The following is a 23,506-nucleotide window of genomic DNA, read 5'->3' as shown; positions in this document are numbered from 1 at the left end:
TCCGCTCTGCCCGTGCCTTGCTACCAAAGCCGACGCAGGCTAGCCAGATGTCGGGGAGGGTCGCATATGCAGATCACCGATTGGGACGATGCCTATCAGAACGGCGCCTATATCGCGGATGCGGATCGCCTCGTGGCCGGTTGGGCCGAGCGCGCGGATACCTTTCGCACCGATCACGCTGGCCAGGAACTGCGATATGGGAAGGATTCGCGCCAGTTTCTCGATCTTTTTCGACCCGATCGCGCCTTGCGGGGTCTGACGGTCATCGTGCATGGCGGCTATTGGCACAAGTTTGAGGGGCGCGCGTTCTCGCATCTTGCGGCCGGTCCGTTGGCCGCCGGTCAGGCGGTGGCCGTCGTCACCTACACTCTGGCCCCCGAGGCCCGGATCGCCGACATCACGCAAGAGGTGCGTCGCGCCATCATTCTGGCGGCGCAAAAGGTGCCGGACGTGCCGCTGTACCTGACCGGTCATTCCGCCGGGGGCCACCTTGTCAGTCGGATGGCCTGTCGCGGGGTTTTGCCCGAAGATGTCGCCGCGCGTCTGGCCCATGTGATGTCGATCTCGGGCGTCCACGACCTGCGGCCGCTGCTGCGGACAGAGATGAATGCGATCCTGCGGATCGACGCGCAAGCGGCGGCAGACGAAAGCCCCGCCTTGCAGACGCCGATCGACGGGGTGCGTCTGACTTGTGTGGTGGGGGCGCAGGAACGACCCGAGTTTCTGCGTCAGAACGATTTGCTGGCGAATATCTGGACAGGCCTCGGGGCTGATACCCGCGCGGTCCACATCCCCGACACCAACCATTTCACGGTCATCGCCGGCCTCGAACGGCCAGATGGCACGCTGACGCGCCTGCTGCTCGATCAGAGTTGATCGAACAATTCGCCGATGGCGGTTTTCAGCTGTGCGCGATCCTCGGGGCCGAGCGCGTCTAAGAACAGGCTCTCGGCGTCGCGGGCCAGAATGCGCAGCCGCGTGACCTCGTCACTGCCCTTGTCGGACAGGCGCACGACCAGCCTCCGGCGATCATCGGTATCCCGAATCACCGAGATCATCTGCAATTCCTCCAACCGGCGCTGGGCACGGCTGACCCGCGCAGCATCCATCGCCGTCAGAATGCACAGATCCTGCGATGAACAGGGTTGGTTCGCTGGCAGGGCCATCATGATCCGCCATTCGGGTACCTGCAGTCCTGCGTCTTCCATGACTTGCTGGAAAACGCGGCCCGAGATGACAGACATCTGAAAAGGCAGGTAGTCGCAGAGGTCGAAAAGCAGGGATTGGGCTTGATCCTTCACGCGCCGCAATCCTTTCAATAGGGGTGAATTCGCCAATAAGTTTAGTGTGGCATTGCCTGCTCGCGCAAGCAGAATGTCAATCCGGGTGGACAAGACGAGCGCCGAAAGGTGCCTAGTTCAGTTTACTTACAGCGAAATCAAGGGATTGCGGTCTCGCGGTCTATCGCCACGGGCAGGCTTGGGCAAGATGCGACGCTTTGGGTTGATTTTCCGGCTTGCCCAGGCCCGCCGCTGGGCCTATCCCCGGCGGCGGGACACCCCTCCCCAACGAGGGGCGCATATCTGTGAGGGTATCAGATAATGGCTATCGACCAACCGGCGACGCGGCCGGCCAATCCGCGTTTTTCCTCTGGCCCCTGTGCCAAACCCCCCGTGTTTTCGCTCGACAAACTGGCCGGCGCAGCGCTGGGCCGCTCGCACCGTGCCAAGGTCGGCAAGGACAAGCTGAAGGCCGCGATCGAAACGACGCGCGAGGTGCTGGGCGTGCCCGCCGAATATCGCATCGGCATCGTGCCCGCCTCCGACACCGGCGCGGTCGAAATGGCCATGTGGTCGCTGCTGGGCGCGCGTCCGGCGACGATGATCGCATGGGAAAGCTTTGGCGCGGGCTGGGTCACCGACGCGGTCAAGCAGCTCAAGATCGAGGCCGAGGTGAAGACCGCCGAATACGGCCAGATCGTCGATTTCGCCGAAGTGGATTTCAACTCCGATGTCGTCTTCACCTGGAACGGCACCACCTCGGGCGTGCGCGTTCCGAACGGTGACCTGATCCCGGCTGACCGTGAGGGTCTGACCATCTGCGACGCGACCTCGGCCGCCTTCGCGCAGGACCTGCCCTGGGACAAGCTGGATGTGACGACCTTCTCCTGGCAGAAGGTGATGGGTGGCGAAGCGGCCCATGGCATGCTGATCCTCAGCCCCCGCGCGGTCGCGCGTCTGGAAAGCTACACCCCTGCCTGGCCCCTGCCCAAGATCTTCCGCCTGACCAAGGGCGGTAAGCTGATCGAGGGCATTTTCGAGGGCGCCACGATCAACACCCCCTCGATGCTGGCGGTCGAGGATTACCTGCTGGCGCTGGACTGGGCACAAGCCATCGGCGGCCTGCCGGCCCTGATGAAGCGGGCCGATGCCAACGCGCAGGCGATTTTCGATTTCTGCGCCGAGCGCGACTGGATCGACAATCTTGCCGAGGATCCGGCGACGCGGTCGAACACGTCGGTCTGCCTCAAGTTCACCGATGACCGCATTGCCGACGGCGCCGCCTTTGCCAAGGCCGTGGCCAAGCGGCTGGAGGCCGAAGGCGTGGCGCTGGATATCGGGGCCTATCGCGATGCCCCCGCCGGTCTGCGGATCTGGTGCGGGGCGACGGTGGAAACCGCCGATATCGAGGCGATGCTGCCCTGGCTCGACTGGGCCTTCCACGCCGAGATCGACGCACAGGCCCAAGCCGCCTGAAGCCCCGGATCGCGCCCTCCGACAAGGCAGGATTTTCCTGAAAATCCTGCCGGGCCGAAAATCCTTCGTGAAGGATTTTCGCGCCGGGTGGCGCCGTCTTTCCCGATTTTCAAACGACAGGACCCATGACCATGGCCCCCAAAGTACTGGTGAGCGACAAGCTCTCTGAAACCGCTGTCCAAATCTTCCGTGATCGCGGCATCGACGTGACCTTCGACCCCTCCATCGGCAAGGACAAGGACAAACTCCTTGACGTCATTGGAGATTACGACGGCCTGGCGATCCGCTCGGCGACCAAGGTGACCGAAAAGATCATCGCCGCCGCCCCGAACCTCAAGGTGGTCGGCCGGGCCGGGATCGGCGTGGACAATGTCGATATTCACGAGGCGTCCAAGAAGGGCATCATCGTGATGAACACGCCCTTCGGCAACTCGATCACCACCGCCGAACATGCCATCGCCATGATGTTCGCGGTTGCCCGCCAGATCCCCGAGGCCAACGCCTCGACCCATGCCGGCAAGTGGGAAAAATCCCGTTTCATGGGGGTTGAACTGACCGGCAAGACCCTTGGCGTCATCGGCGCGGGCAATATCGGGTCGATCGTCTGCGACCGGGCGCGCGGCCTGAAAATGAAGGTCATGGCCTACGACCCGTTTCTGTCCGAGGAGCGCGCCAAGAACATGGGTGTGACCAAGGTCGAGCTTGATGACCTGCTGGCGCATGCCGATTTCATCACCCTGCACGTGCCCTTCACGGAAAAGACCGCCAACATCCTGTCCGCCGACAACCTGAAAAAAACCAAGAAAGGCGTGCGGATCGTCAATTGCGCCCGCGGCGGCCTGGTGGACGAGGCGGCCCTTGCCGCGCTGATCAAGGACGGGCACGTTGCCGGTGCCGCCTTTGACGTGTTCAAGGAAGAGCCGGCCACCGAGAACCCGTTGTTCAACCTGCCGAATGTCGTGGTCACGCCCCATCTCGGCGCCGCCACCACCGAGGCGCAGGAAAATGTGGCCCTGCAGGTGGCCGAGCAGATGTCGGACTATCTGCTGACCGGGGCCGTCACGAACGCGCTGAACATGCCGTCGGTCACCGCCGAAGAGGCCGCCATCATGGGACCCTGGGTCAAGCTGGCCGAGCATCTGGGCGCTTTCGTCGGCCAACTGACCGAAGAGGTCATCGAGTCGATCGAAATCACCTATAACGGGCTGGTCAAGGACATGAACCTTCAGGCCCTGAACTGTGCCGCCATCGCGGGCCTGATGAAACCGTCGAACCCCGGCGTCAACATGGTCTCGGCCCCGGTGATCGCCAAGGAGCGCGGCATCGAGATCTCGACCACCACGCAGGACAAGACCGGCGTTTTCGACGGCTATATCCGCCTGCATGTGAAGACATCCGTCAAGGAGCGTTCGATCGCGGGCACGGTGTTCTCGGACGGCAAGCCGCGCTTCATCCAGATCAAGGGCATCAATATCGATGCCGAGATCGGCGAACACATGCTGTACACCACCAACAAGGATGTGCCGGGCATCATCGGCCTGCTGGGGCAGACGATGGGCGAGCATGGTGCCAACATCGCCAACTTCACCCTCGGTCGGTCCGGTGCCGGACAAGAGGCGATCGCCATCCTGTACCTCGATGAACAGCCGCCGGAAGGGGCCCTGACCCAGCTGCGCGAGACCGGGCTGTTCCAGCAGGTCCGCCCCCTGCAGTTCGACGCGGCCTAGCGCGCGCTGTCACAAACCCGCACCGCCCGGCCCAGCGCCGGGCGTTGTGTTTGCCCGATGTGCCGTGGCGTCGCGTCGATCTTGCCGACGCCCGGTTTTCGCGTCAGACTCGCCCGACGTTCAAAGTGTATGTGTTCCCATGTCCGATCCGTTCAAACTCGACGATTTCCTGCCCTATCGGCTTTCGGTTCTGGCCGGTCGCCTCAGCCGTGAATACTCGCAGGTTTACCGGGAAAAGTTCGGAATCGGCCGGGCCGAGTGGCGCGTGATCGCGCATCTGAGCCAGGAAACCGCCGTCTCGATCCGCGAGATCCACCAGCGCGTGGACATGGACAAGTCCAAGGTGTCCCGCGCCGCGGCCCGGCTGGAAGAGGCCGGGATCATTACCAAACGCGTGAACACGAATGACCGGCGTTTGGTGGAATTGTCCCTGACGCAAACCGGTCAGGAGATGATGCAAGCGCTCGAGCCCCTGGCCCATGCCTTCGAGGCCGAGATCCGCGACCGGCTTGGGCCGGACGCCGATGGCTTTCTGTCAGGGGTCGAGCGCCTCTTGCAGCACAAGGACTGAGGCGCGCCGCGCGCAAACGCAACGTCGCACTGGACCCGGCCCCCGGGCTTTGGCTTAACGGTGCAAACCGTTCAGTCATCAGGGAGGGGAAAACCCATGGACGATATCGTGATCCTGTCGGGCGCGCGCACCGCGATCGGCACCTTTGGCGGATCGCTCGCCGGTGTGGCGCCGATAGACCTGGGCGCGACGGCGGCCAAGGCGGCGCTGGAGCGGGCCGGGGTCGAAGGCGGTCAGATCGGCCATGTCGCCTATGGGCATGTGATCAATACCGAACCGCGCGACATGTATCTCAGCCGCGTCGCCGCGATGCAGGCCGGTATCCCCGACACGACGCCCGCGATGAACGTCAACCGACTGTGCGGGTCGGGCGCGCAGGCCATCGTGTCGGTGATCCAGTCGCTGGCGATGGGCGATGCCGCGTTCGGCCTTGCCGGGGGGGCCGAAAGCATGAGCCGGGCGCCCTACATCATTCCGGCGGCCCGCTGGGGGCAGAAGATGGGCGATGTCGGCACCCGCGACATGATGCTCGGCGCGCTTAACTGTCCCTTTGGAACCGGCCATATGGGTGTGACGGCGGAAAACGTCGCCAAAGAGCATGACATCAGCCGCGAGGCACAGGATGCCTTTGCCTTGGAAAGCCAGACGCGCGCCGCCAGGGCCATCGAGGAGGGCCGTTTCAAGGCGCAGATCGTCCCCGTCGAGGTGAAGGTGAAGCGCGATCTCGTGCCTTTTGATACCGACGAACACCCCAAGGCCACCACGGCCGAGGCCTTGGCCGGCCTGCGCACCGTGTTCCAAAAGGACGGCACGGTAACCGCCGGCAATGCCTCGGGCATCAATGACGGTGCCGCGGCGCTGGTGCTGGCCCGTGCCGAGGCCGCCGAAAAGGCCGGCCTGACGCCACGTGCCCGTGTTCTGGGCTATGCCCATGCCGGGGTGCGGCCCGAGGTGATGGGGATCGGCCCGGTCCCCGCGGTCGAGAACCTGCTGGCGAAAACCGGCCTGTCGGTCGCCGATTTCGACGTGATCGAGTCGAACGAGGCCTTTGCCGCGCAGGCCTTGGCGGTGAACAAGGGCCTCGGGCTGGACCCGGCCCGCGTGAACCCCAATGGCGGGGCCATCGCGCTGGGCCATCCGGTCGGGGCGACCGGCGCGATCATCGCCGTCAAGGCGCTCTACGAGTTGGAGCGGATCGGCGGGAGCAAGGCGCTGATCACCATGTGTATCGGCGGCGGCCAGGGCATTGCGCTGGCCATCGAGCGGGTGGGCTGAGGTCGCAGCCTCGTGGCCCTACGGGGCCGCGATCTCGAGGGCGCGCCGCTGCGCGCGCCCTTCGGCGTCGATGACCGTCAGTTCGCCGAACCCGATGCCGGGGTCCTCCAGCGTGACCTCCCGGTCATGTCGCCCCGTGGCCAGCGGTGCGCCGTTCCACAGCCATGTAAAGGGTGGGCGGCCCTCGGCCACCCGCGCGACAATCGGCAGATCCGGCTGTCGGGCCAGAACCGCGCCCTCGGGTGGAAAGGTGATGTCTGGCCCATCGGACGCGGGCAAAGGGCCCTGCCGCGGCGAAAACCGCTGTAATGGGGCCGGGAGCTGTGACCGGCTGACGATCAGCGCCCCCGCCGGCGGGGCGGGGCGCCGTGTCATGGTCGGTCCGATACGCGCAAAGGCCTCGAACAGAACGGGTGCGGACAGGTCGGCACCAAAGGCCCCCGGGACCGAGGCGCCATCGGCCCGCCCCATCCAGATGCCGACGACATGCCGCCCGTCAAATCCAAAGGCCCAGGCATCGCGGTGCCCATAGCTGGTGCCGGTCTTGTACGCCAGGCCGCTGCGCGGTGCGCTGGCCGGCGGCGGGACATCACCCAGGATATCGCTGAGATACCAGGCTGCCGTCGGCCCGATGACGCGCTGCCCCTCGGGCGCGGCGTCGCCCTGTCGCCAGTGCCACGGCGCAGCAACACCCCCACGCGCCACGGCCGCATAGAGCCGCATCAGATCCTCCATCCGGGTTCCGATGCCGCCAAGCGCAATGGCAAGGCCGGGTTCTTCGCCCACGGGCAGGTCGATCTCCATACCGGCCCGACGCATGGCCGACAGCATCTGCGCCGGTCCCAGTTCCCGCAACAGGCTGACGGCCGGGATGTTGAGCGACATTTGCAGCGCCTCGGCGGCGGTCACTTCGCCGCGAAACAGATTGTCGAAATTCCGGGGGGCGTAATTGCCAAACCGGGTCGGGCGGTCACCGATCAGACTTTCGGGGTGCAAAAGCCCGGCATCAAAGGCAAGGCCGTAGATCAGCGGTTTCAGGGCCGATCCGGGCGAGCGCACGGCACTGGTCATGTCGACGAAGCCTGCGCGCGTCACATCTGTGTAGTCGGGCGAACCGACCGAGGCCAGCAAGGCCCCGCTTAGGTGATCCATCACCATGATCGCGGCGCTCATGCGCGGCCCATGGCCCTCGACGGCGCGCGCGGCAAGGTCTTCCATCCGGCGTTGAAGATCCGCATCCAGGGTCAGGTGATGCGTGCCTTGTGTCGGGCGCTCGGCCAGGGCGCGATCGGCAAGGTGGGCGGCCAGGGCCGGAAAGGCCCGTCGCTCGGTCGGGATGGGCTCGGCCCGCGCCCAGGCGATCTGGCTTTCGGTCAGGGCGGTGAAGCGCACGGCGCGGTCCAGCACCCTGTCGCGGGCGCGTTGAGCCGCCTCGGGGTATCTGTCGGGGCGACGCGAACTGGGCGCTTGGGGCAATGCCACCAGCAGCGCCGATTGCGCCGCGGTCAGGCGGGCAGGCTCGGTGCCGAACCAGGTCAGGCTGGCGGCCCGAATCCCCTCGATATTGCCGCCATAGGGGGCGAGATGCAGGTAAAGCGTCAGGATCTCGCGCTTGCTCAGAATGCGTTCCAACGCCAGCGCCAACCTGATCTGGCGCAGTTTCCCCTGCCATGCCCCGGTGCCGGAGTTTTCCAGCAGACGCGCCACCTGCATCGTCAGGGTCGAGCCCCCCGAAACGATTCGGCCCGATGTGATCCCCTGCCACGCCGCGCGGCCGAAGGCGCGCAGATCGATGCCAGGGTGCCGCCAGAACCGCCGGTCCTCGTAAGCGATCAACATCTCGACAAATCCGGGGTCGACGGCGTCATAGCTGACCGGCAGACGCCAGCGGCCATCCTCGACCGTGTAAGCGCGCAACAGGCGCCCATCCCGGTCCAGCACCTCGACCCCTGTTTCCACGACCAGGGGCGGGATGTCGGTGGTGGCAATCCAGCGGTCCAGTCGCCACGCGCCCAGACCGGCCGCCAGCACCACCAGCACGAGCATTCCAAGGAGGACGCGCCGCATCATTCGCCCGAGATCACCACGCGGCCCGAGCCGGTTTGCGCGCGGTATTGCGGGCGGTACATGTCTTCGACGCTGGCGGCGGGGTGATGGAATGCACCGGGTGTCACCGCGCGCACGATATAGGCAAGGTGAAAGGCGTCGGCCTCGGCCCGTCGGTCCACCGCGGCGACAAAGCGATCCTGCCGGAACTCGGTCATGGCGGTTGCGGTGTGAAACGCCTGCCCTTGCAGGGCGCCGATGTCGCCTGACCGCAAGAGGTTGGGATTGTCGATCTCGAACCCGGCGGGCAGGGGGTCGGTCACGATCAGACGTCCTTCGCGCAGGCCGGCCGTCGGGGTGACCGTCAAGACGGCAACCAGGCGCGTGCCATGTTCGACCTGCGCCGGATCGGTCGGTTGACCATCAAGCCGCAGATAGCTGCGCGTGATCCGAAAGCCGTTGCCGAAGGCCTCGGTCGCGCCCTCGCGCACGCCAAAGCGCGTGATGGTCAGGGCATGATCCGTGTCCCCGGTGTTTTCGATCAGCCGTTGGCCCGACTGACCGGCGCGGATCAGTTCGACAAAGGGCCCGGTGATCGCCGTGCCGTCCAGCTCCAGCCCGGTGGCGCCGGGCGCGTCGATCAGCGCATGGGCGGCCAGCAGGGTCCAGACGGCCTCTTGCGTCGAGACGGGCGCATCGGTGGGGCGCAGGGCTTCGGACAGGTCGGCCACCGGGATCGCCTGCGACCCGGCGGCGGCGGCGAGGGCCAGCAAACCCGCCGCATCGCGCCGGTCGCTGCCATAATCGACGCGCCAGACCTGGCCTTCGCCTTCGCCCTGCAGGGAGTGCAGCAGGGCATAGCCCGCCCGGAACATCGCATCGGCGCGTGGCTGATCGCCATACATGGCCAAGGCCGCGCCAAGCTGCCCAAGGGCAAGCGGCGTGGCGAAATCGTCGGCTTTCACATCGGCGTAATAGCGCAGATCGCCCATGCTGACCTGCCCCTCGCGCGCCAGAACCATCAGGGCATAGGCCAGCCCCTGGCCCGCATCCTCGAAATCGGGATACGCCGCCGCGCGGTTGGCCAGGTTGTCGAGCGCGGATTGAAAGGCCGTCGCGGGCACGTGATGGCCCGCCCCGCGCGCACGGCTGAGGAAATCCGTCACATAAGCGTCGAGCCACAAGTCGCCCGACCCCGCGCGCCACAGGCCGAACCCGCCATTGGCTGATTGGTTCGTCAGCACCCGTGCGATCGCATCGTCGATCCGCGTGGCCAGATCCCCGGAAGTTTCCAGGTTCAGGGCGCTGGCGACCGAGGACAGGTACAATAGCGGCAAGGCCTGGCTGGCCACCTGTTCCGTGCAGCCATAGGGGTAGCGGTCAAGCAGCGTCAGCAGGCCCGGCACGTCGAACCGCGCCAATGGTGGTCCGACCGACACCGTCGCCATGCCGGTGGAGGCGCGGAACCCGGCGAAAATGGCCTCGTCAATGGCAAAGGATTGCCCCGGCGCAAGGCTGAGCCGGGTGGTTTCGGCCACCTCGGGGTCGTTGACCTGAACGGGCAGGGCGAGGGACTGCGTCAAGACGGTTCCATCCGGTGTGGTCAGACGGATCGTGATCTCGCGCAGGCCGGGCCGGTCGCCCGCGCTCAGCGGAACGGAAAGCTGCCGCGCCCCGTTTTCCGCCAGTGTCACCGTGTCGGGATAAGCACCAAGCGTCAGTCCGTCACCGGCATCAATGGCAACCGCGACCTCGCCGGCGGGACCCTCGGTATGCGTCAGGTCCAGCAGCAGCCGGGTCGTATCGCCGGGCGCCAGAAACCTGGGCAGGCTGGCCGACACGACCACGGGGTCGCGCAGGATGACGTCGCGCGCGGCTTGCCCCACCGCCGTGTCGGACCATGCGATGGCCATGACGCGGACGGTACCGTTGAAGGCGGGCATGTCGAAACTCGTGCGAACCTGCCCATCCGCCCCGACGGTCAAAGCACCCGAGAACGCGGCCACGAGGTCCTGGGTCGGCGGCGGGGCTTGCATGCGCAGGGATGCCCCGGCATCGCCCCCTTGGCGGATCCGCCCCTCGGCGCCGTCGCGGCTGTCGATCAGGCGACCGTAGACATCGCGGATGGCCATCCCCAACCGGCGTTGCCCAAAGTAATGGGCGCTTGGATCGGGGCTGTCGAACCCCGTCAGGTTCAGGATGCCCAGATCCACGGCCGCGATCGTGGCATAGACGGTGTCACCCGGCTGCGCACCGGCCACCTGCAGGGTCACGTCCAGCCGGTCGCGCGGTCGCGCGATTTCGGGGGCTTGCAGCGTGACATCCAGTGCCCGGTCGCCCGGATCGATCGCGGTATGGACAAGGCCCAGGGCGCGCGCCGGAACCGGGCCGGACACCGACCCCAGCGGCCGGATCAGCGATGCGGTGACATAGGCCCCGGCCCCCCAATCCTCGGTCACGGGCAGGGCCACCTCGGCCACGTCGTCGCCCAGTTCGACGATCCGCATGTCGATCAGCCGATTCGACATCACCTGCACCAGGGCAATGCCGCCCTGTCGCGGGACGATCCGCAAGGTGGCCGTCTCGCCGGGGCGGTAGCGCTCGGCATCGAGCGAGACCTCGAGCACATCGGGCGTATCCGTCGCGCCTGTTGCGCCATACCAACCGGCCTCGAAAGCCACCGAACTGATCGCGTACCCGTCCACGTCGCTTTCGACGCGCAACTCGTAGCGGCCCCAGTCCAGCGGCAGGGTCAGGCGCTGCGCTGTCCGGTCGAGGTCGATCTCGCCATTGGCGATACGGGTGCGGGTCGTGATCGGCTCCCACGTCCAGTTGCCGTTCTGGCGATACCACTGGTAGCGCTGTTCGACCCGGTTCAGGACCCAACGGGCGGGCAGGGTCCCGGCCCCGGTGGCGATCAGGTCGAACGCGGCCTCGGCCCCCTCGGGCAAGGTCGTGTCGAACAGCGGGCGGATGCCGATCATGGCGTTTTCCGGTAGGACATCGCGGCTTAGCTCGCGCTCGACCGGCCGCCCCGAAGCTTCGGTGATCTCTGCGGTGACGTTCAGGCGGGCGGGTTGCGGCGCCCCCGTCAGCGACGGGATCGGCAGGCGCATCTCGGCCGACCCGTCCGCTGCGGTGGTGGCGGGGGTGAGGGTCACGAACTCGGCATTGGGTTGATCGTCGTGCCGCCCGAACAGGTAGCCCGGAAAGACCTCGGTCCGGCGCATGGGACGCAGGGCGGCCCGCCCGGTCACGTCGAGGTCGCCGGCAGGCGCGCCGAACAGGTAATCGGCCTGCACCCGCAGCATGGGTCGGTCGCCGGGGGCGAAGGACGCGTCGTCCATGTCCAGCGCAAGGTCGATGCGCTCCGGCAGGAAATCCTCGACTAGCAGACTCGTGCTGACAAGGGGCGCATCCTCGGGGTCGGCATGGATCGACAGACGCCATGTGCCGCGCGGCACGTCCGCGCCAAGCACGAAATCGAAAACATATCCCCCGGCGCCGACCTCCTCCAGGACCTGTCGCCGGTATTCCACGCCATCGGCACGGGTCAGGATCGCCGTCAGGGGCAGATCGGTGATCGCGCCGGCCGCCATATCGCGGGCCAGGGCCGTGGCATGGATGGTTTCACCGGCCCGATATGCGCCGCGCTCGGTCGTCAGGAACATGTCTATGGCGCCGGCCGGTTCGCGGCCCTCGACACCCCTGTCGCTCAGGTCGAACTCGGCCTCGCGCAGGCTGAGAAAGGCGAAATCCGTGTCGCCGTCGCGCAGGCTGACCATGGCGGGGGTGGCCGCGGCCTGACCGCGGGACAGCCCCGCCGCGAACTGTGCGTAGCCGTCGGCATCGGTCACCGCCTCGCCCAGCACCCGGTTGGACTCCGAGATCAGGCTGACCGTCACGCCGGCGCGCGGCCCCGCCGTTTCCAGAGAGCGGACGATGACGTGTACACCATCCTCACCGCTCAGGGTCGTGACGCCCAGATCGCTGACCAGGAACCATTGCGTGGCCCGATCCGCGCGGTCGCCCGCCCCACCGACCGAGGCCTCGAGGGCATAGAGCCCAGGTGCGCGCCCCTCGAGCACGTCGCCGATCGGAATGCGCGTCGTGACCGAGCGGTTCTGCTCCATCGCGACGTCGGCCTCGCCGTGCCAGACCTCTTCGCCGACCTCCTCGGCGAACCGCGTCAGTTCCCAATCGGCAAGGGGGCGGCCAAAATACTGCTCCTGCAGGGTGCGCAGGATATTCCGGTCGGACACATGGTAAAGACGCAGATCCACGAGATCCGCGTTCACCGCCACCAGCGGGATGGTGCCGCCGGCACTGGCCGGCAGGATATAGGCGCGCCCGGCAAAGCGGACGCTGGGTTGGCGGTCGCGCACGTATTGGCGCAACGCCACCGGCGCGCGCAGCACCTCGCCCGATGCGGCCGGCAGCCCGGCCCGTAGCGTGAACGCATAGCGCACGCCATGTGTCACGCCGGTGATGCAGAACTGCCGATCCTCGGCCTCGACTGCCAACCCCTCGACCGTCGTTTGCAGAAAATCGTCGTAAACAACCCCACCGGGGGCCAACGGTTCAGAGAAGACGGCGCAGATGCGCGGAAACTCGGCTTCGGCCTCGACCGTCGTCTCGATGACGCGAAATCCATAAAGGCCCAGAACCCGGTCCAGCGCCGCGGCGCGACTGTCCGAGGGCGCTTCGGCCATCGCGAGGCGCAGGGCGGGGATGGCGTCGCGGCCGCGGCCCTGCGCCTCCAGCGCGCGGGCCAGAACCGTCGCGGCCAGCGCCAGATCCTCGCCGGGTGCGGCGCGCAGGCTGGCGTTGACGGCCGCCTGCAACGCTGCCTGCCGATAGCGTCGCTCGGCGCCGCGATCCGTCGTCTCGATCTCCAGCAGCAGCCGGGCGTAATCGCTCCAATCGGCGGCCAGATCGCCCCGCGTCACGCCTGCCCCGATCAACCGCATGGCCCCCACAAGGTTGCCATTCGCCTCTTCGCGGGCAGAGACGGCGCGCCATTCGTCCGCGCTGGACAGATTGCCGTAATGGGCCAGCGCCATGCCAAGGGCCTGCTGCCGTGCCGCGCTCAGATCGGCCGATCGCAGGAAAGACAGCTGATCCAACCGCGACTCGAGGCGCGCGGCCACCTCGGTCGCGGTGGGACGAAAGACACCGGACAAGGCACCGCTATAGGCCACCGCCTCGCCAGTGGCGGATTTCGGAAAGCAGCTGTCATTCCGGGTGTTGTAGGTAAAGGCGACACAGGCGGGGTCGGCCCGACAGGCTGCGGCGCAGGTTTCAATCGTGGTGTCGAACAGCGGCCGCAGATCGTTTCCCGGGTAATCGACATCCCGCGCGATGGACAGGATCCTGTCGGGCACAGCCTCTTGCGCGGCGCTCGGCAGAGGCAGAAACAACCCCAGGCCGAGAAAAATGGCGGCCAAGCCTCGCATGTCTCTTTCCATTGCAGCCGTCAGGGACGGGTCGACCGTGCCACGCCCGCAACACCCGAGTCCATGATTCCCACGGTCGGGGCGGGTTATCCTTACCCTTAACCGGTTGTTCAGCAGGCTTGCGCCAATATCCCGCCAAGCCTTTGGAACAAGGATGTCGATGCGGGTATGGGATTGAACGGTTTCGACGACCGTCTGGCGCAGGAACGTCGCGCCCGGCTCCAGGCCGAGCGGCTGCTCGCCCTGCGGTCCGAGGAACTGTATTCGGCCAACCGCAAACTGGCCGAACACGCCCATGCGTTGTCGCACAAGGTCATCACCCAGCGCGAGGAAAACGCGACGCTCAGGGGGCAGCAGGAACAGGCCTCGGTGGCGCTGGATCTTGCCACGGATCGGGCCGCGCTGGCCGAACGGCGCCTTTGGGACGCCCTGACCACGGCCGAGAACGGCTTTGCCATCTTCGACGCCGATTGCCGTCTGGTCATCGCCAATCCGGCCTGGCTGGTGCCTTTCGACGGGCTGGCCGATGTCGCACCCGGCGCCTCATACGAATCGATTCTGCGCCTCTGCGCCGAGGAAGGCATCGTCGATCTGCAGGGCGACGCCCCTGAGGATTGGGTGGACACCATGTTGGCGCGTTGGGAATGCACCCCCACTCCACAGACGGACATCAAGCTGTTCAACGGCACCTTCGTCCGTCTCAACGACAAGCGCAGCCCTCAGGGCGACACCGTCTGCCTGGCGGTCGACATCACCCACAGCGTCCGGCGCGAGCAGCAATTGCGCGAGGCGCGCGATGCCGCCCTTGCCGCCAGCCGCGCCAAGTCGGCCTTTCTGGCCAACATGAGCCATGAGATCCGGACACCGATGAACGGCGTGTTGTCGATGGCCGAGTTGTTGCGCGACAGCGGTCTGACCGAGGATCAGATGCTGTTCGCCGACACGATCCGAAACTCGGGCGAGGCGCTCTTGGTCATCATCAACGACATCCTCGACTACTCCAAGATCGAGGCCGGCAAACTGGTCCTGCACCGCGAGGCCTTTGACCTGCCGGGCATGATCCACGAGATCTTTCGCCTGTTGCGCCCGTCGGTGCAGGGGCGCGATCTCAGGCTCAGTCTCGATTATGACCTGTTTTTGCCGGATCGCATGATCGGCGATCCCGGTCGCGTGCGTCAGATTCTCACCAACCTGATCGGAAACGCGGTCAAGTTCACGCCCAAGGGCGATGTTCTGGTGCGCGTCGTCGGCGACCCGCCGCCGCCCGAGGGCGAAACGCCCGCGCGGATTCCCCTGCGCATCGTGGTCGAGGATACGGGGATCGGAATCGCCCCCGAAATGCAGTGCCATATCTTCGGCGAATTCAACCAGGTCGAGGATCAGGCGAACCGGCGGCACGACGGCACAGGGCTGGGTCTTGCCATCACGCACCGCCTGGTGCGCTTGATGGGCGGTGAAATCTGGCTCGACTCGACGCCGGGCAAAGGGTCGTCCTTCGGCTTTCGACTCGAGCTCGAAACCGACCCCGCGACCCCGTTCGAGCCGGTCCCGCCCTTGCCGCAGGGGTTCGGACGGGTCCTGATGGTCGGCGAAGCGGGGGATGCCGGGCATGCGCTCCAGTCCTTGCTGCTCAGGCTCCAGGCCGATGTGCAAAGCTGCAGTGACCCGACCGCGCCCGGCGATCTGTCGGATGTCGGGGCCTTCGTGTTTCTGACGCCACCCGACAAGCCCGATGCCGTGCTCGCGCAGATGCAGGATGCGGGCCTCAGGGGGCCGGTCCTTGGCCTTGCCACGGACAAGGCGCCCGCGGTTCCGGGCGGGATGACGCCCTTGTCCTCATCGACGTCGCTGGCAGAATTGCGTGTGGCGCTGATGCGCCCGGCGGCCGCGCCCCCGTCCGGTGACACGGCCGCGACCGACAAAGGGGCGCAGCGGCGCTTGCGCCTGCTGGCGGCCGAGGACAACAAGACCAACCAACTGGTCTTTCGCAGCATGCTGAAATCCCTCGATATCGACCTGACGCTTGTCGAGGATGGGGCTGCATTGGTCGCCGCCTATCACAACGCGGTTCCCGACCTGATCTTTACCGATATCTCGATGCCCGGCATGGATGGCACCGAGGCGGCGGGCCGGATCCGCGCCTTTGAACAGGAGAACGGTCTGGGGCCTGTGCCGATCGTGGCCATGACGGCCCATGCGATGGCCGGGGACCGTGATCGCATTCTGGCCTGCGGCATCGACGATTACATGACCAAGCCCTTGAAAAAGGACGAGTTGTTCACGCGGATCGCGACCCACGCGCCCGCGGATCTGAACCCCGTTCCCCGGGTCCCGGCTTAGGGGCGCCACCGGGCCAGATCGTCACTGACCTTCAGATGCCCGGTTTCGATGCCTCGCCAGTTGCGGATCGGTCCGTGGGAAAAGGCCACCGCGTCGGGGTGATCCGGGTCCAGGACACCCATCGCGATCAGGATCTGCGTGATGACGGCCTCGGCCGCGCGGGTGCCGCCATCGTCGATCTTGACGGCCACGCCCATGCGGCGTTCTGGGATGATCGCGGCGAAAACCGCCTCGGCCCCGGTCTTGATGCTGGCGCGTCCGTTCATCGCGCGCATCAGGCGGGTACAGGCTCGCCCCTCGCCGGCGACGAGGTCGGGATGGGCCGCCATCGCGTCGCGCAGGGTGACCATCGCATCGTCGCGCACGCCGCCGCCTGCCCCCGCTGCTGCATAGGCCGCCATGGCGCGTGCAAAAGCCTTGAGCCGCGTTGCGAAATTCGGGGCCGAGCAGCCGTCGATCCCGTATCCGGGGCTGTCTTCGCCCGTCACCTCTTCGAAGGCATGGCGCACGGCAACCTGAACGGGGTGGTCGATGTCCAGGTATTCCGGCCCGGCCCCAAGGTGCTGTGCCAACGTCAGGAACCCGGAATGCTTGCCCGAGCAGTTGTTGTGCATCTGATCGGGGGCGCCATGGGCCCGAATCAGGCGGTCGCGTTCCTCGGTGTCGTTGGGCCATTGACAGCCGCACCGCAGCGCGCGCTCGTCCAGGCCCAGATCGCCCAGCCAGTCGGACACCATCCCGTGATGCAGCGCCGCCCCCTGATGCGAGGCACAGGCCAGCGCCAGGTGCCAAGTCGTCAGCCCGGCGGCCTTGGCCGCGCCGCTTTCGACCAGCGGCAGGGCCTGGATCATCTTGGCGGAACTGCGCGGCAGAATGACGGCCTCGGCATCGCCCCAACTGGCCACCAGACCCGTGTCGTGATGCCAGATCGCGACATGCCCGCGGTGGACGCCCTCGCGGAACGGCCCGCGCCAGATTTCCAGCAACTCGTCGGCTTGGTCCGCCATGGATTTGCCTCTCCTATCGTATCGTCTTCACAGACTGGCGATTTTCCGCCGCCGGGTCTTTCTCACTTCGGCGCAATCGCCTATGTTCCCTCTGTGGATAAGGTGTGCGACCCGGCTCTTCCTGAACCAAAATCCAGGCGCGCGCCAGAGGCAGTAAAAAGGGCTGGAGGCTCTCGTGTTCATGAAGAATACCATTGTCGGCATGGTTGCGGCGGCGGCATTTGCCTGGGGCTCTGCCGCAGTCGCGCAGGAAGAATCGTCGAACCGCGTGGCCGCCGAAACGGATTGGAGCGTGTTCGTCGAAGACGATCCGACCCAATGCTGGGTCGTGTCCACACCGAGCGAGACGTTGAACACCCGCGATGGACGCGAGGTGTCGGTGCGTCGCGGGGAAATCCTGATGTTCGTCAGTTTCTGGCCGGGCCAGGATCGTCTTGGCGAAGTGTCCTTTACCGGCGGGTATCCCTTTGCCGATGGCTCGACCGTCAGCGTTGAAATCGGCGATTCGACCTTTGAACTGTTCACCGAAGGCGAAATGGCCTGGGCTGCCTCGCCGCAGGACGATCAGCGCATCATCACCGCGATGAAACGCGGGGCCGAGGCCGTGCTGACCGCGCGTTCCAGTCGCGGCACGCAGACCCAGGATACCTTTTCGCTGATGGGCTTTACCGCCGCCGTCGAGGATGCCGAGGCTCGCTGCTCGGGCTAAGGCCTGGGTTTGCGAAATCGCGGCGGCCTCTATATGTGAGCCTCGACCCCGATCCGAGGAATCTGACCGATGACCGCCAGCGCCCCTGTCACGCAGGATGTTCTGACCATTCCGCGCAAGCTGCCCGAGGGCTGCAAGGCCAATCTCGTGGGGTTGACCCGCGAGGGGTTGCGCGATGCCCTGATCGCCGCCGGCACCCCCGAGAAACAGGCGCGCATGCGTACCGGGCAGATCTGGCAATGGATCTACCAAAAGGGCGTCCGCGACTTCGCGGCGATGACGAACCTGTCCAACGACTATCGCGCGCAGCTCGACGCGCATTTCACAATCTCTGTGCCCGAGATCGTCTCGAAACAGGTTAGTTTGGATGGCACGCGCAAATACCTGATGCGGATCGCCGGCGGCCACGAGGTCGAGGTCGTCTACATCCCCGAGGAAGATCGCGGCACGCTGTGCATCTCGTCCCAGGTGGGCTGCACGCTGACCTGCACCTTCTGCCACACCGGCACGCAGAAACTCGTCCGCAACCTGACCGCGGGCGAGGTGATTGGCCAGATCATGGTGGCGCGCGACGATCTGGATGAATGGCCACGCCCCGGCGAAGGCTCGGATGCGCGCCCGCGCCTGATTTCGAACATCGTGCTGATGGGCATGGGCGAGCCGCTTTATAATTTCGACAATGTCCGGGACGCGATGAAGATCGCCATGGACGGTGAAGGCATCGCCATTTCGCGCCGCCGCATCACGCTGTCCACCTCGGGCGTCGTGCCCGCGATCGCCAAGACCGCCGAGGAAATCGGCTGCATGCTGGCCGTGTCCTTCCACGCCACCACGGACGAGGTGCGCGACGTGCTGGTGCCGATCAACAAGAAATGGCGCATCAAGAAACTGCTCGACGCGCTGCGCGACTACCCCAAAGCGTCCAATTCCGAGCGGATCACATTCGAGTATGTCATGCTCAAGGATGTGAACGACAGCGACGAGGACGCGCGGCGTCTGGTCAAGTTGATCGCGGGGATCCCCGCCAAGATCAATTTGATTCCGTTCAACGAATGGCCCGGCGCGCCCTACCAGCGGTCTGATTGGGACCGGATCGAGAAATTCGCCGACATCATCTACAAGGCGGGCTATGCCAGCCCGATTCGGACACCGCGGGGCGAAGACATCATGGCCGCCTGCGGACAGTTGAAATCGGCCACCGAACGCGGCCGGAAATCCAAGGCCGAGATCGACGCCGAAATCGGGCTTTGAACGATCGGCACCGCAAGGCAAAGCCGCCCCATCGAGGGCGGCTTTTTTTCATCGGGGCACACGCCCAAAAGAAAAGACGGCCCGCCATGGCGGGCCGCCTTTCCAATCACGTCTAATCCGTGAGGATTAGTGGTGATGCAGAGCAGCTGCGATCAGGATCAGAGCGATCACCGGAACGATGATGCCGCCGGCCGAGCTGGACGTGTCTTCGACGATCACGACGGGCTCGATGACGGTGGGTTCAACGTACCCGCCGGCGAACGCACCAGTGGCGACGACCGACAGAGAGCAGCGAGAGCGAGTTTCTTCATAGTATCCTCCAAGATACGCCCCTATATGCGCAACATGCACAGGTTTGGGGCACCCAAGACTGTACCTCGTACACGTGTATAAGCAGCTATGCCTAGCGATTGCAACGCCGCTCGAAATGCGCCCAGCAGGTGTCAGACGGTGTCGTCAAATCCGCAACACTCGCCTGCCCGTCTGAACGGCAAAACCCGTCCGAGGCCATAATGCACCCTTAGCGTGCCAGATCGGCGCGGGCGAATGGCTTGCGCACGGGCTCTGCGTGCCGGGTATCGGCTGCGACAAAAATATCACGACCACCGCGGGTCTTGGCCGGATGCGCCCCCGACGGGCCGCGTTTACCGAATCTCAACCCACCCGGCATAGCGTTCAACGCCATGACCCGCAGACAGTTCCTTTTGGCGAGTGCTGCGTTCTTTCCGGTGCCCGTATCCTGCGGGCGGACTAGCCCCTTTGGTCATGGCGGTGCCCTCCCCGCCAACACCGTCGCCAGATCGCCCAACCCCGTCTCCCTGCGGCGCAGCGTGCTGTCGGCGCTGAATACCGCGCGCCGGTCTGACGGCCAGGGGCCGCTTGTCATATCCGAATCCTTGTGTCGGGCGGCCCTGTCGCACGCCCGCGATCTGGCGGGGCAAGGACTGGTCGGGCACCGCGGCACCGATGGCAGCACCCCGGCGATGCGCGCCCCGCGCACCGGCTTCGATGGCCGCGTTCTGGGCGAGGTCGTGGCGCGCGCGCCGGATCACGAGGTTTCGGTGCTGCGCGACTGGCTCGACCAACCCGAAAGCCGCGCGGTGCTGCTCGACCCGCAGGCGCGGCAGATGGGGGTTGCGCGGCACGTCACGCCCGACGGCATGGGCTGGTGGGTTCTGTTGGTGGGAACCGGGGGCGATCAGGGATGAATGATGATCGGCGTGCCATCCTCGACCATCGCGTAGATGCGCCGCATCTCGCGATTCGTCACCGCGATGCAGCCGGCGGTCCAATCCTCGGTGCCGCGGAATTCGCGGGGCGTGCCATGGATGAAGATGTCGCCGCCCGGGCTGACTCCGGCCTCTTCTGCGGCGGCGATGTCAGCCGCGTTGGGATAGCTGATCCCGATGGAAAGGTAATAGGCGCTGTCCGGATTGCGCCGGTCGATGACATATTCCCCCTCGGGGGTGCGGCCATCGCCCTCGCGTTCCTTGTGGCCATCGGGGTCAAAGCCCAGCTCGATCGGCATGGCGTCCAGCACCTCTTCATGATGATAAAGCACCAGGAACCGTTCGGATTTGTGCACCTCGACCCGCGTCACCTCGGGGCCGTCATACTCCATGAAACGCGAGCACCCCGCGCCAAGCGACAGAAACAGGGTCAGCGACAGGATAAGGAAGGCGCGCATAAAGGTTTGACTCGGTCAGGCAGCGGATATCGAAGCTTTACACCGGCGGCCCAATCCGGGCTAGCGATCTTGATGTGGCTCGGCGGAAAGCAGCGCGGCCAAACCCTCTCGGTAGGTGGGGTAGAGCAGTGTCACGCCCAATTCTTCCTTGATGCGATAGTTCCTGACCCGCTTGCTCTCGGCATAGAAACTGCGGGCCATGGGGCTCAACTCGACCTCGTCAAACGGGACTGGGGGTGGAACCGGCAGGCCCAGCAGCCCTGCGGCATGCGCGATCACGTCTTGCGGGGGGGCCGGATCATCGTCGCACACATTGTAGACCGCACCGGGCACAGGCCGCGCCATCGAGGCGCGCAGAACCTGCACGATATCGTCCACATGGGTACGGCTGAACACCTGCCCCTCCTTGATGATGCGGCGTGCGGTGCCGTTGCGCACCTTTGCAAAGGGTCCGCGCCCCGGCCCGTAAATCCCCGCCAGACGGAAGATATGCAGCGGCAGGCTATGATCGCGGTGCAGATCCTGCCACGCGGCCTCGGCCGCGACGCGCGCCTGCCCCCGCGCGGTCGAGGCGGTCAGCGGCGTGGCCTCGTCCACCCAGCCGCCATCGTGATCGCCGTAGACCCCCGTGGTCGAGAGATAGCCGACCCAGTCCAGCGTCGGGGCCGCTGCCAGCAGCGCGTCGCGCAGGCGGCCGATGACCGGGTCCGCCCCGTCCACCGGCGGGATCGAGGCCAGGACATGGGTACTGTCTGCCAGGGCCTCTGCGATCCGATCCTCGTCGCCGGGAAACCGGGCGATGTCCAATCCCGGCCCGTCGAGATCGTGCAACCGTTCCGGCGTGCGGGTGGTGGCAAGGGTCGGCGTGCCCTCGGGCAGGCTCTGCCACAGGGCACGCGCCGTGTATCCCATCCCCAGTATCGTCAGGCGCATCGCAGTTTCTCCATCGCCCAGGCGGCGGCATCGGCCACGGCCGCGTCAGGGTCGTCCAGCAGGCGTTGCGCCACCGCGCACAACCGGGCCTCTCCGGAATTGCCGATGGCATACAACACGTTTCGCACAAAGCGGTCACGCCCGATCCGTTTGATCGGGCTGCCCGAGAACATCGCCCGAAATTCCGCATCGTCCAGCATGGCGAGCGTTTCCAACGGGGCACACAGAAACTCGGGCCGGGCGGCATAGCGCAGCTCGCGCGCCTCGGTCGCGAACTTGTTCCAGGGGCACACCGCCAGACAATCGTCGCAGCCATAGATGCGGTTGCCCAGCCCGTCCCGCAAGGCGGGATCGACAGGCCCTTTGTGCTCGATCGTCAGGTAGGAAATGCAGCGCCGCGCATCCAGCTGGAACGGGGCCGGGAAGGCCCGCGTCGGACAGATATCGAGGCAGGCGGTGCAACTGCCGCAATGCTCGGCTTCTGGCGGGTCGGGCGCAAGCTCGACCGTGGTGAAAATCGCACCCAGAAAGAACCAGTTGCCCAGATCGCGCGACAGAAGATTCGTATGTTTGCCCTGCCAGCCCAACCCGGCCGCCTGCGCCAGTGGTTTTTCCATGACCGGGGCCGTATCGACGAAAACCTTGATGGCGTGTTCGGGGCGCTGCTCCAGCAGCCAGCGGCCCACGCGTTTCAGCCGCTTTTTCACGATGTCATGGTAATCGCGGTTCTGGGCATAGACGCTGATCGCCGCGCGATCGCGATGGGTCAGCGCCTCGAGCGGGTCCTGCGCGGGCGTGTAGGGCTCGGCCAGCATCACGACCGACCGGGCCTCGGGCCACAGGGCGGCGGGGTTGCCACGCCAGGCCATGCGCTCGGCCATCCATTGCATCTGGCCATGGCGTCCCTGTTCGACGAACGCGGCGAGGCGGTCCGCCGCCTGCGGGATGGCATCGGGCCGGCAGACGCCCATCGCCGCAAAGCCCGCGGCGCGGGCCTCGGCGGCGAGGGCGGTCTTGAGATCGGTCAAAAGTCCAGGTTCGCGTAATGGGGCGGTTGAATGAAACCGGGGATCTGATCGGCCAGGATCGACCGGAAGGCCGGGCGCGATTTCATCGTCGCGTACCAATCCTTGACCGAGGGCGACAGGTTCCAGTCCACGTCCGAGATATAGTCGAGGCAGGACAGATGCGCCGCGGCGGTGAAATCGGCCAGGCTCATGCGGTCGCCGGCCAGCCAGCGGCGATGATCCAGCAGCCATTCCATGTATCGCAGGTGGAACTTGATGTTCGCCGCCCCCGCCTTGACCGAGCGCCCGTCGGGGTAGCCGCCACGCATGATCTTCTTGTTCACGCGCTCATAGACAAGGTTGCGCGTCACCTCGTGATGGAACTTGTCATCGAACCACGCGATCAGGCGCCGAACCTCGGCCCGCGTGGCAGGATCGGCGGGCATCAGCGCCGGGTCGGGAACGGTCTCTTCGAGGTATTCGCAGATCGCCTGAGAATCCGACAGGTTCATGCCGTCGATCTTGAGCACCGGCACCTTGCCGGCGGGATTGCGACGCAGAAACTCGGTCGAAGGTTCCCAATACCGTTCCTCGATCAGTTCGACATCGATCCGTTTCTCGGCCAGCACAAGCCGGACCTTTCGACAAAAGGGCGAGAGGGCGAAATGATAGAGGCGAACCATGACTGCTCGGGAAAGGGGGTGATGCGTCCTCCTCGTCTTTGCAGAAAAAACGGTCGGG

The 23,506-nt window shown here is 65.9% G+C and carries 17 protein-coding genes; 9 read left to right on the top strand and 8 right to left on the bottom strand.

Annotated elements, in window-relative coordinates; all coding sequences use genetic code 11:
- The first annotated feature begins 66 nt into the window (after positions 1–66).
- Positions 67–876: an alpha/beta hydrolase gene (locus tag ROSELON_RS04690; RefSeq protein ID WP_025311272.1), complete on the top strand. Its 810-nt coding sequence runs from the start codon at positions 67–69 to the stop codon at positions 874–876.
- On the opposite strand, the gene ROSELON_RS04685 is transcribed toward ROSELON_RS04690, so the two are convergent.
- Positions 867–1,301, bottom strand: a complete 435-nt coding sequence (locus ROSELON_RS04685; RefSeq protein WP_025311271.1) for a MarR family winged helix-turn-helix transcriptional regulator — start codon at positions 1,299–1,301, stop codon at positions 867–869. The two genes, ROSELON_RS04690 and ROSELON_RS04685, sit on opposite strands and share 10 nt — an antisense overlap.
- 300 nt (positions 1,302–1,601) lie before the next feature.
- Between ROSELON_RS04685 and ROSELON_RS04680 the strand changes: the two genes are divergently transcribed.
- The 4 genes from ROSELON_RS04680 to ROSELON_RS04665 all read left to right on the top strand — a co-directional run bounded on the left by ROSELON_RS04680 (position 1,602) and on the right by ROSELON_RS04665 (position 6,329).
- Positions 1,602–2,756, top strand: a complete 1,155-nt coding sequence (locus tag ROSELON_RS04680; RefSeq protein WP_025311270.1) for a phosphoserine transaminase — start codon at positions 1,602–1,604, stop codon at positions 2,754–2,756.
- Between the two features lie 131 nt (positions 2,757–2,887).
- Positions 2,888–4,483, top strand: coding sequence for a phosphoglycerate dehydrogenase (gene serA / locus ROSELON_RS04675; protein ID WP_025311269.1), 1,596 nt, complete (start codon positions 2,888–2,890; stop codon positions 4,481–4,483).
- A 139-nt stretch (positions 4,484–4,622) separates the two neighbouring features.
- Positions 4,623–5,054: a MarR family winged helix-turn-helix transcriptional regulator gene (locus ROSELON_RS04670; RefSeq protein ID WP_025311268.1), complete on the top strand. Its 432-nt coding sequence runs from the start codon at positions 4,623–4,625 to the stop codon at positions 5,052–5,054.
- Positions 5,055–5,150: 96 nt separating this feature from the next.
- Positions 5,151–6,329: an acetyl-CoA C-acyltransferase family protein gene (locus ROSELON_RS04665; RefSeq protein WP_025311267.1), complete on the top strand. Its 1,179-nt coding sequence runs from the start codon at positions 5,151–5,153 to the stop codon at positions 6,327–6,329.
- Between the two features lie 18 nt (positions 6,330–6,347).
- Here ROSELON_RS04665 and pbpC read toward each other — a convergent pair whose 3' ends face one another.
- Positions 6,348–8,399: a penicillin-binding protein 1C gene (pbpC, locus tag ROSELON_RS04660; protein ID WP_025311266.1), complete on the bottom strand. Its 2,052-nt coding sequence runs from the start codon at positions 8,397–8,399 to the stop codon at positions 6,348–6,350.
- Positions 8,396–13,831: an alpha-2-macroglobulin family protein gene (locus ROSELON_RS04655; protein ID WP_025311265.1), complete on the bottom strand. Its 5,436-nt coding sequence runs from the start codon at positions 13,829–13,831 to the stop codon at positions 8,396–8,398. Before ROSELON_RS04655 ends, pbpC begins: the two co-directional genes overlap by 4 nt.
- Positions 13,832–13,999: 168 nt before the next feature.
- On the opposite strand from ROSELON_RS04655, the gene ROSELON_RS04650 reads away from it, so the two are divergent.
- Entirely contained in the window at positions 14,000–16,171 is a 2,172-nt protein-coding gene (locus ROSELON_RS04650) for an ATP-binding protein (RefSeq protein ID WP_025311264.1), read from the top strand.
- On the opposite strand, the gene ROSELON_RS04645 is transcribed toward ROSELON_RS04650, so the two are convergent.
- Entirely contained in the window at positions 16,168–17,178 is a 1,011-nt protein-coding gene (locus tag ROSELON_RS04645; RefSeq protein ID WP_025311263.1) for an asparaginase, read from the bottom strand. The genes ROSELON_RS04650 and ROSELON_RS04645 overlap by 4 nt on opposite strands.
- A gap of 181 nt (positions 17,179–17,359) precedes the next feature.
- Here ROSELON_RS04645 and ROSELON_RS04640 point away from each other — a divergent pair, with 181 nt between their 5' ends.
- The 3 genes from ROSELON_RS04640 (at position 17,360) to ROSELON_RS04630 (ending at position 20,346) form a co-directional block, all read left to right on the top strand.
- The gene (locus ROSELON_RS04640) at positions 17,360–17,887 is read left to right on the top strand and encodes an invasion associated locus B family protein (protein WP_025311262.1); all 528 of its coding nucleotides are present in this window, start codon (positions 17,360–17,362) and stop codon (positions 17,885–17,887) included.
- 69 nt (positions 17,888–17,956) lie between these two features.
- Complete coding sequence (rlmN, locus tag ROSELON_RS04635) at positions 17,957–19,138, top strand: 23S rRNA (adenine(2503)-C(2))-methyltransferase RlmN (protein WP_025311261.1); 1,182 nt, start codon at positions 17,957–17,959, stop codon at positions 19,136–19,138.
- 830 nt (positions 19,139–19,968) lie between these two features.
- Positions 19,969–20,346 (top strand): CAP domain-containing protein, encoded by a 378-nt coding sequence (locus ROSELON_RS04630; protein WP_025311260.1) that lies wholly within the window; start codon positions 19,969–19,971, stop codon positions 20,344–20,346.
- Here ROSELON_RS04630 and ROSELON_RS04625 read toward each other — a convergent pair.
- Genes ROSELON_RS04625 through fzlA form a run of 4 tightly spaced genes read right to left on the bottom strand, consistent with a single transcriptional unit; the run spans position 20,337 to position 23,448 of the window.
- Positions 20,337–20,825, bottom strand: a complete 489-nt coding sequence (locus tag ROSELON_RS04625) for a L,D-transpeptidase family protein (protein ID WP_025311259.1) — start codon at positions 20,823–20,825, stop codon at positions 20,337–20,339. The two genes, ROSELON_RS04630 and ROSELON_RS04625, sit on opposite strands and share 10 nt — an antisense overlap.
- A 60-nt stretch (positions 20,826–20,885) precedes the next feature.
- Complete coding sequence (locus ROSELON_RS04620) at positions 20,886–21,758, bottom strand: SDR family oxidoreductase (protein ID WP_025311258.1); 873 nt, start codon at positions 21,756–21,758, stop codon at positions 20,886–20,888.
- Complete coding sequence (gene queG / locus ROSELON_RS04615; protein ID WP_025311257.1) at positions 21,749–22,786, bottom strand: tRNA epoxyqueuosine(34) reductase QueG; 1,038 nt, start codon at positions 22,784–22,786, stop codon at positions 21,749–21,751. Before queG ends, ROSELON_RS04620 begins: the two co-directional genes overlap by 10 nt.
- Positions 22,783–23,448 (bottom strand): FtsZ-binding protein FzlA, encoded by a 666-nt coding sequence (gene fzlA, locus ROSELON_RS04610; protein WP_025311256.1) that lies wholly within the window; start codon positions 23,446–23,448, stop codon positions 22,783–22,785. Before fzlA ends, queG begins: the two co-directional genes overlap by 4 nt.
- Positions 23,449–23,506: the final 58 nt, after the last annotated feature.

Origin of the sequence: Roseibacterium elongatum DSM 19469 (assembly GCF_000590925.1) — a bacterium.
GTDB lineage: Bacteria > Pseudomonadota > Alphaproteobacteria > Rhodobacterales > Rhodobacteraceae > Roseibacterium > Roseibacterium elongatum.
This window is presented reverse-complemented; position numbering and strand designations above follow the sequence as displayed.

Coding starts and splice junctions, on each gene's coding strand:
- ROSELON_RS04690 (WP_025311272.1), top strand. CDS start 67: ATGCAGATCACCGATTGGGACGATGCCTATCAGAACGGCGCCTATATC.
- ROSELON_RS04680 (WP_025311270.1), top strand. CDS start 1,602: ATGGCTATCGACCAACCGGCGACGCGGCCGGCCAATCCGCGTTTTTCC.
- serA (WP_025311269.1), top strand. CDS start 2,888: ATGGCCCCCAAAGTACTGGTGAGCGACAAGCTCTCTGAAACCGCTGTC.
- ROSELON_RS04670 (WP_025311268.1), top strand. CDS start 4,623: ATGTCCGATCCGTTCAAACTCGACGATTTCCTGCCCTATCGGCTTTCG.
- ROSELON_RS04665 (WP_025311267.1), top strand. CDS start 5,151: ATGGACGATATCGTGATCCTGTCGGGCGCGCGCACCGCGATCGGCACC.
- pbpC (WP_025311266.1), bottom strand. CDS start 8,399: ATGATGCGGCGCGTCCTCCTTGGAATGCTCGTGCTGGTGGTGCTGGCG.
- ROSELON_RS04655 (WP_025311265.1), bottom strand. CDS start 13,831: ATGCGAGGCTTGGCCGCCATTTTTCTCGGCCTGGGGTTGTTTCTGCCT.
- ROSELON_RS04650 (WP_025311264.1), top strand. CDS start 14,000: ATGGGATTGAACGGTTTCGACGACCGTCTGGCGCAGGAACGTCGCGCC.
- ROSELON_RS04645 (WP_025311263.1), bottom strand. CDS start 17,178: ATGGCGGACCAAGCCGACGAGTTGCTGGAAATCTGGCGCGGGCCGTTC.
- ROSELON_RS04640 (WP_025311262.1), top strand. CDS start 17,360: ATGAAGAATACCATTGTCGGCATGGTTGCGGCGGCGGCATTTGCCTGG.
- rlmN (WP_025311261.1), top strand. CDS start 17,957: ATGACCGCCAGCGCCCCTGTCACGCAGGATGTTCTGACCATTCCGCGC.
- ROSELON_RS04625 (WP_025311259.1), bottom strand. CDS start 20,825: ATGCGCGCCTTCCTTATCCTGTCGCTGACCCTGTTTCTGTCGCTTGGC.
- ROSELON_RS04620 (WP_025311258.1), bottom strand. CDS start 21,758: ATGCGCCTGACGATACTGGGGATGGGATACACGGCGCGTGCCCTGTGG.
- fzlA (WP_025311256.1), bottom strand. CDS start 23,448: ATGGTTCGCCTCTATCATTTCGCCCTCTCGCCCTTTTGTCGAAAGGTC.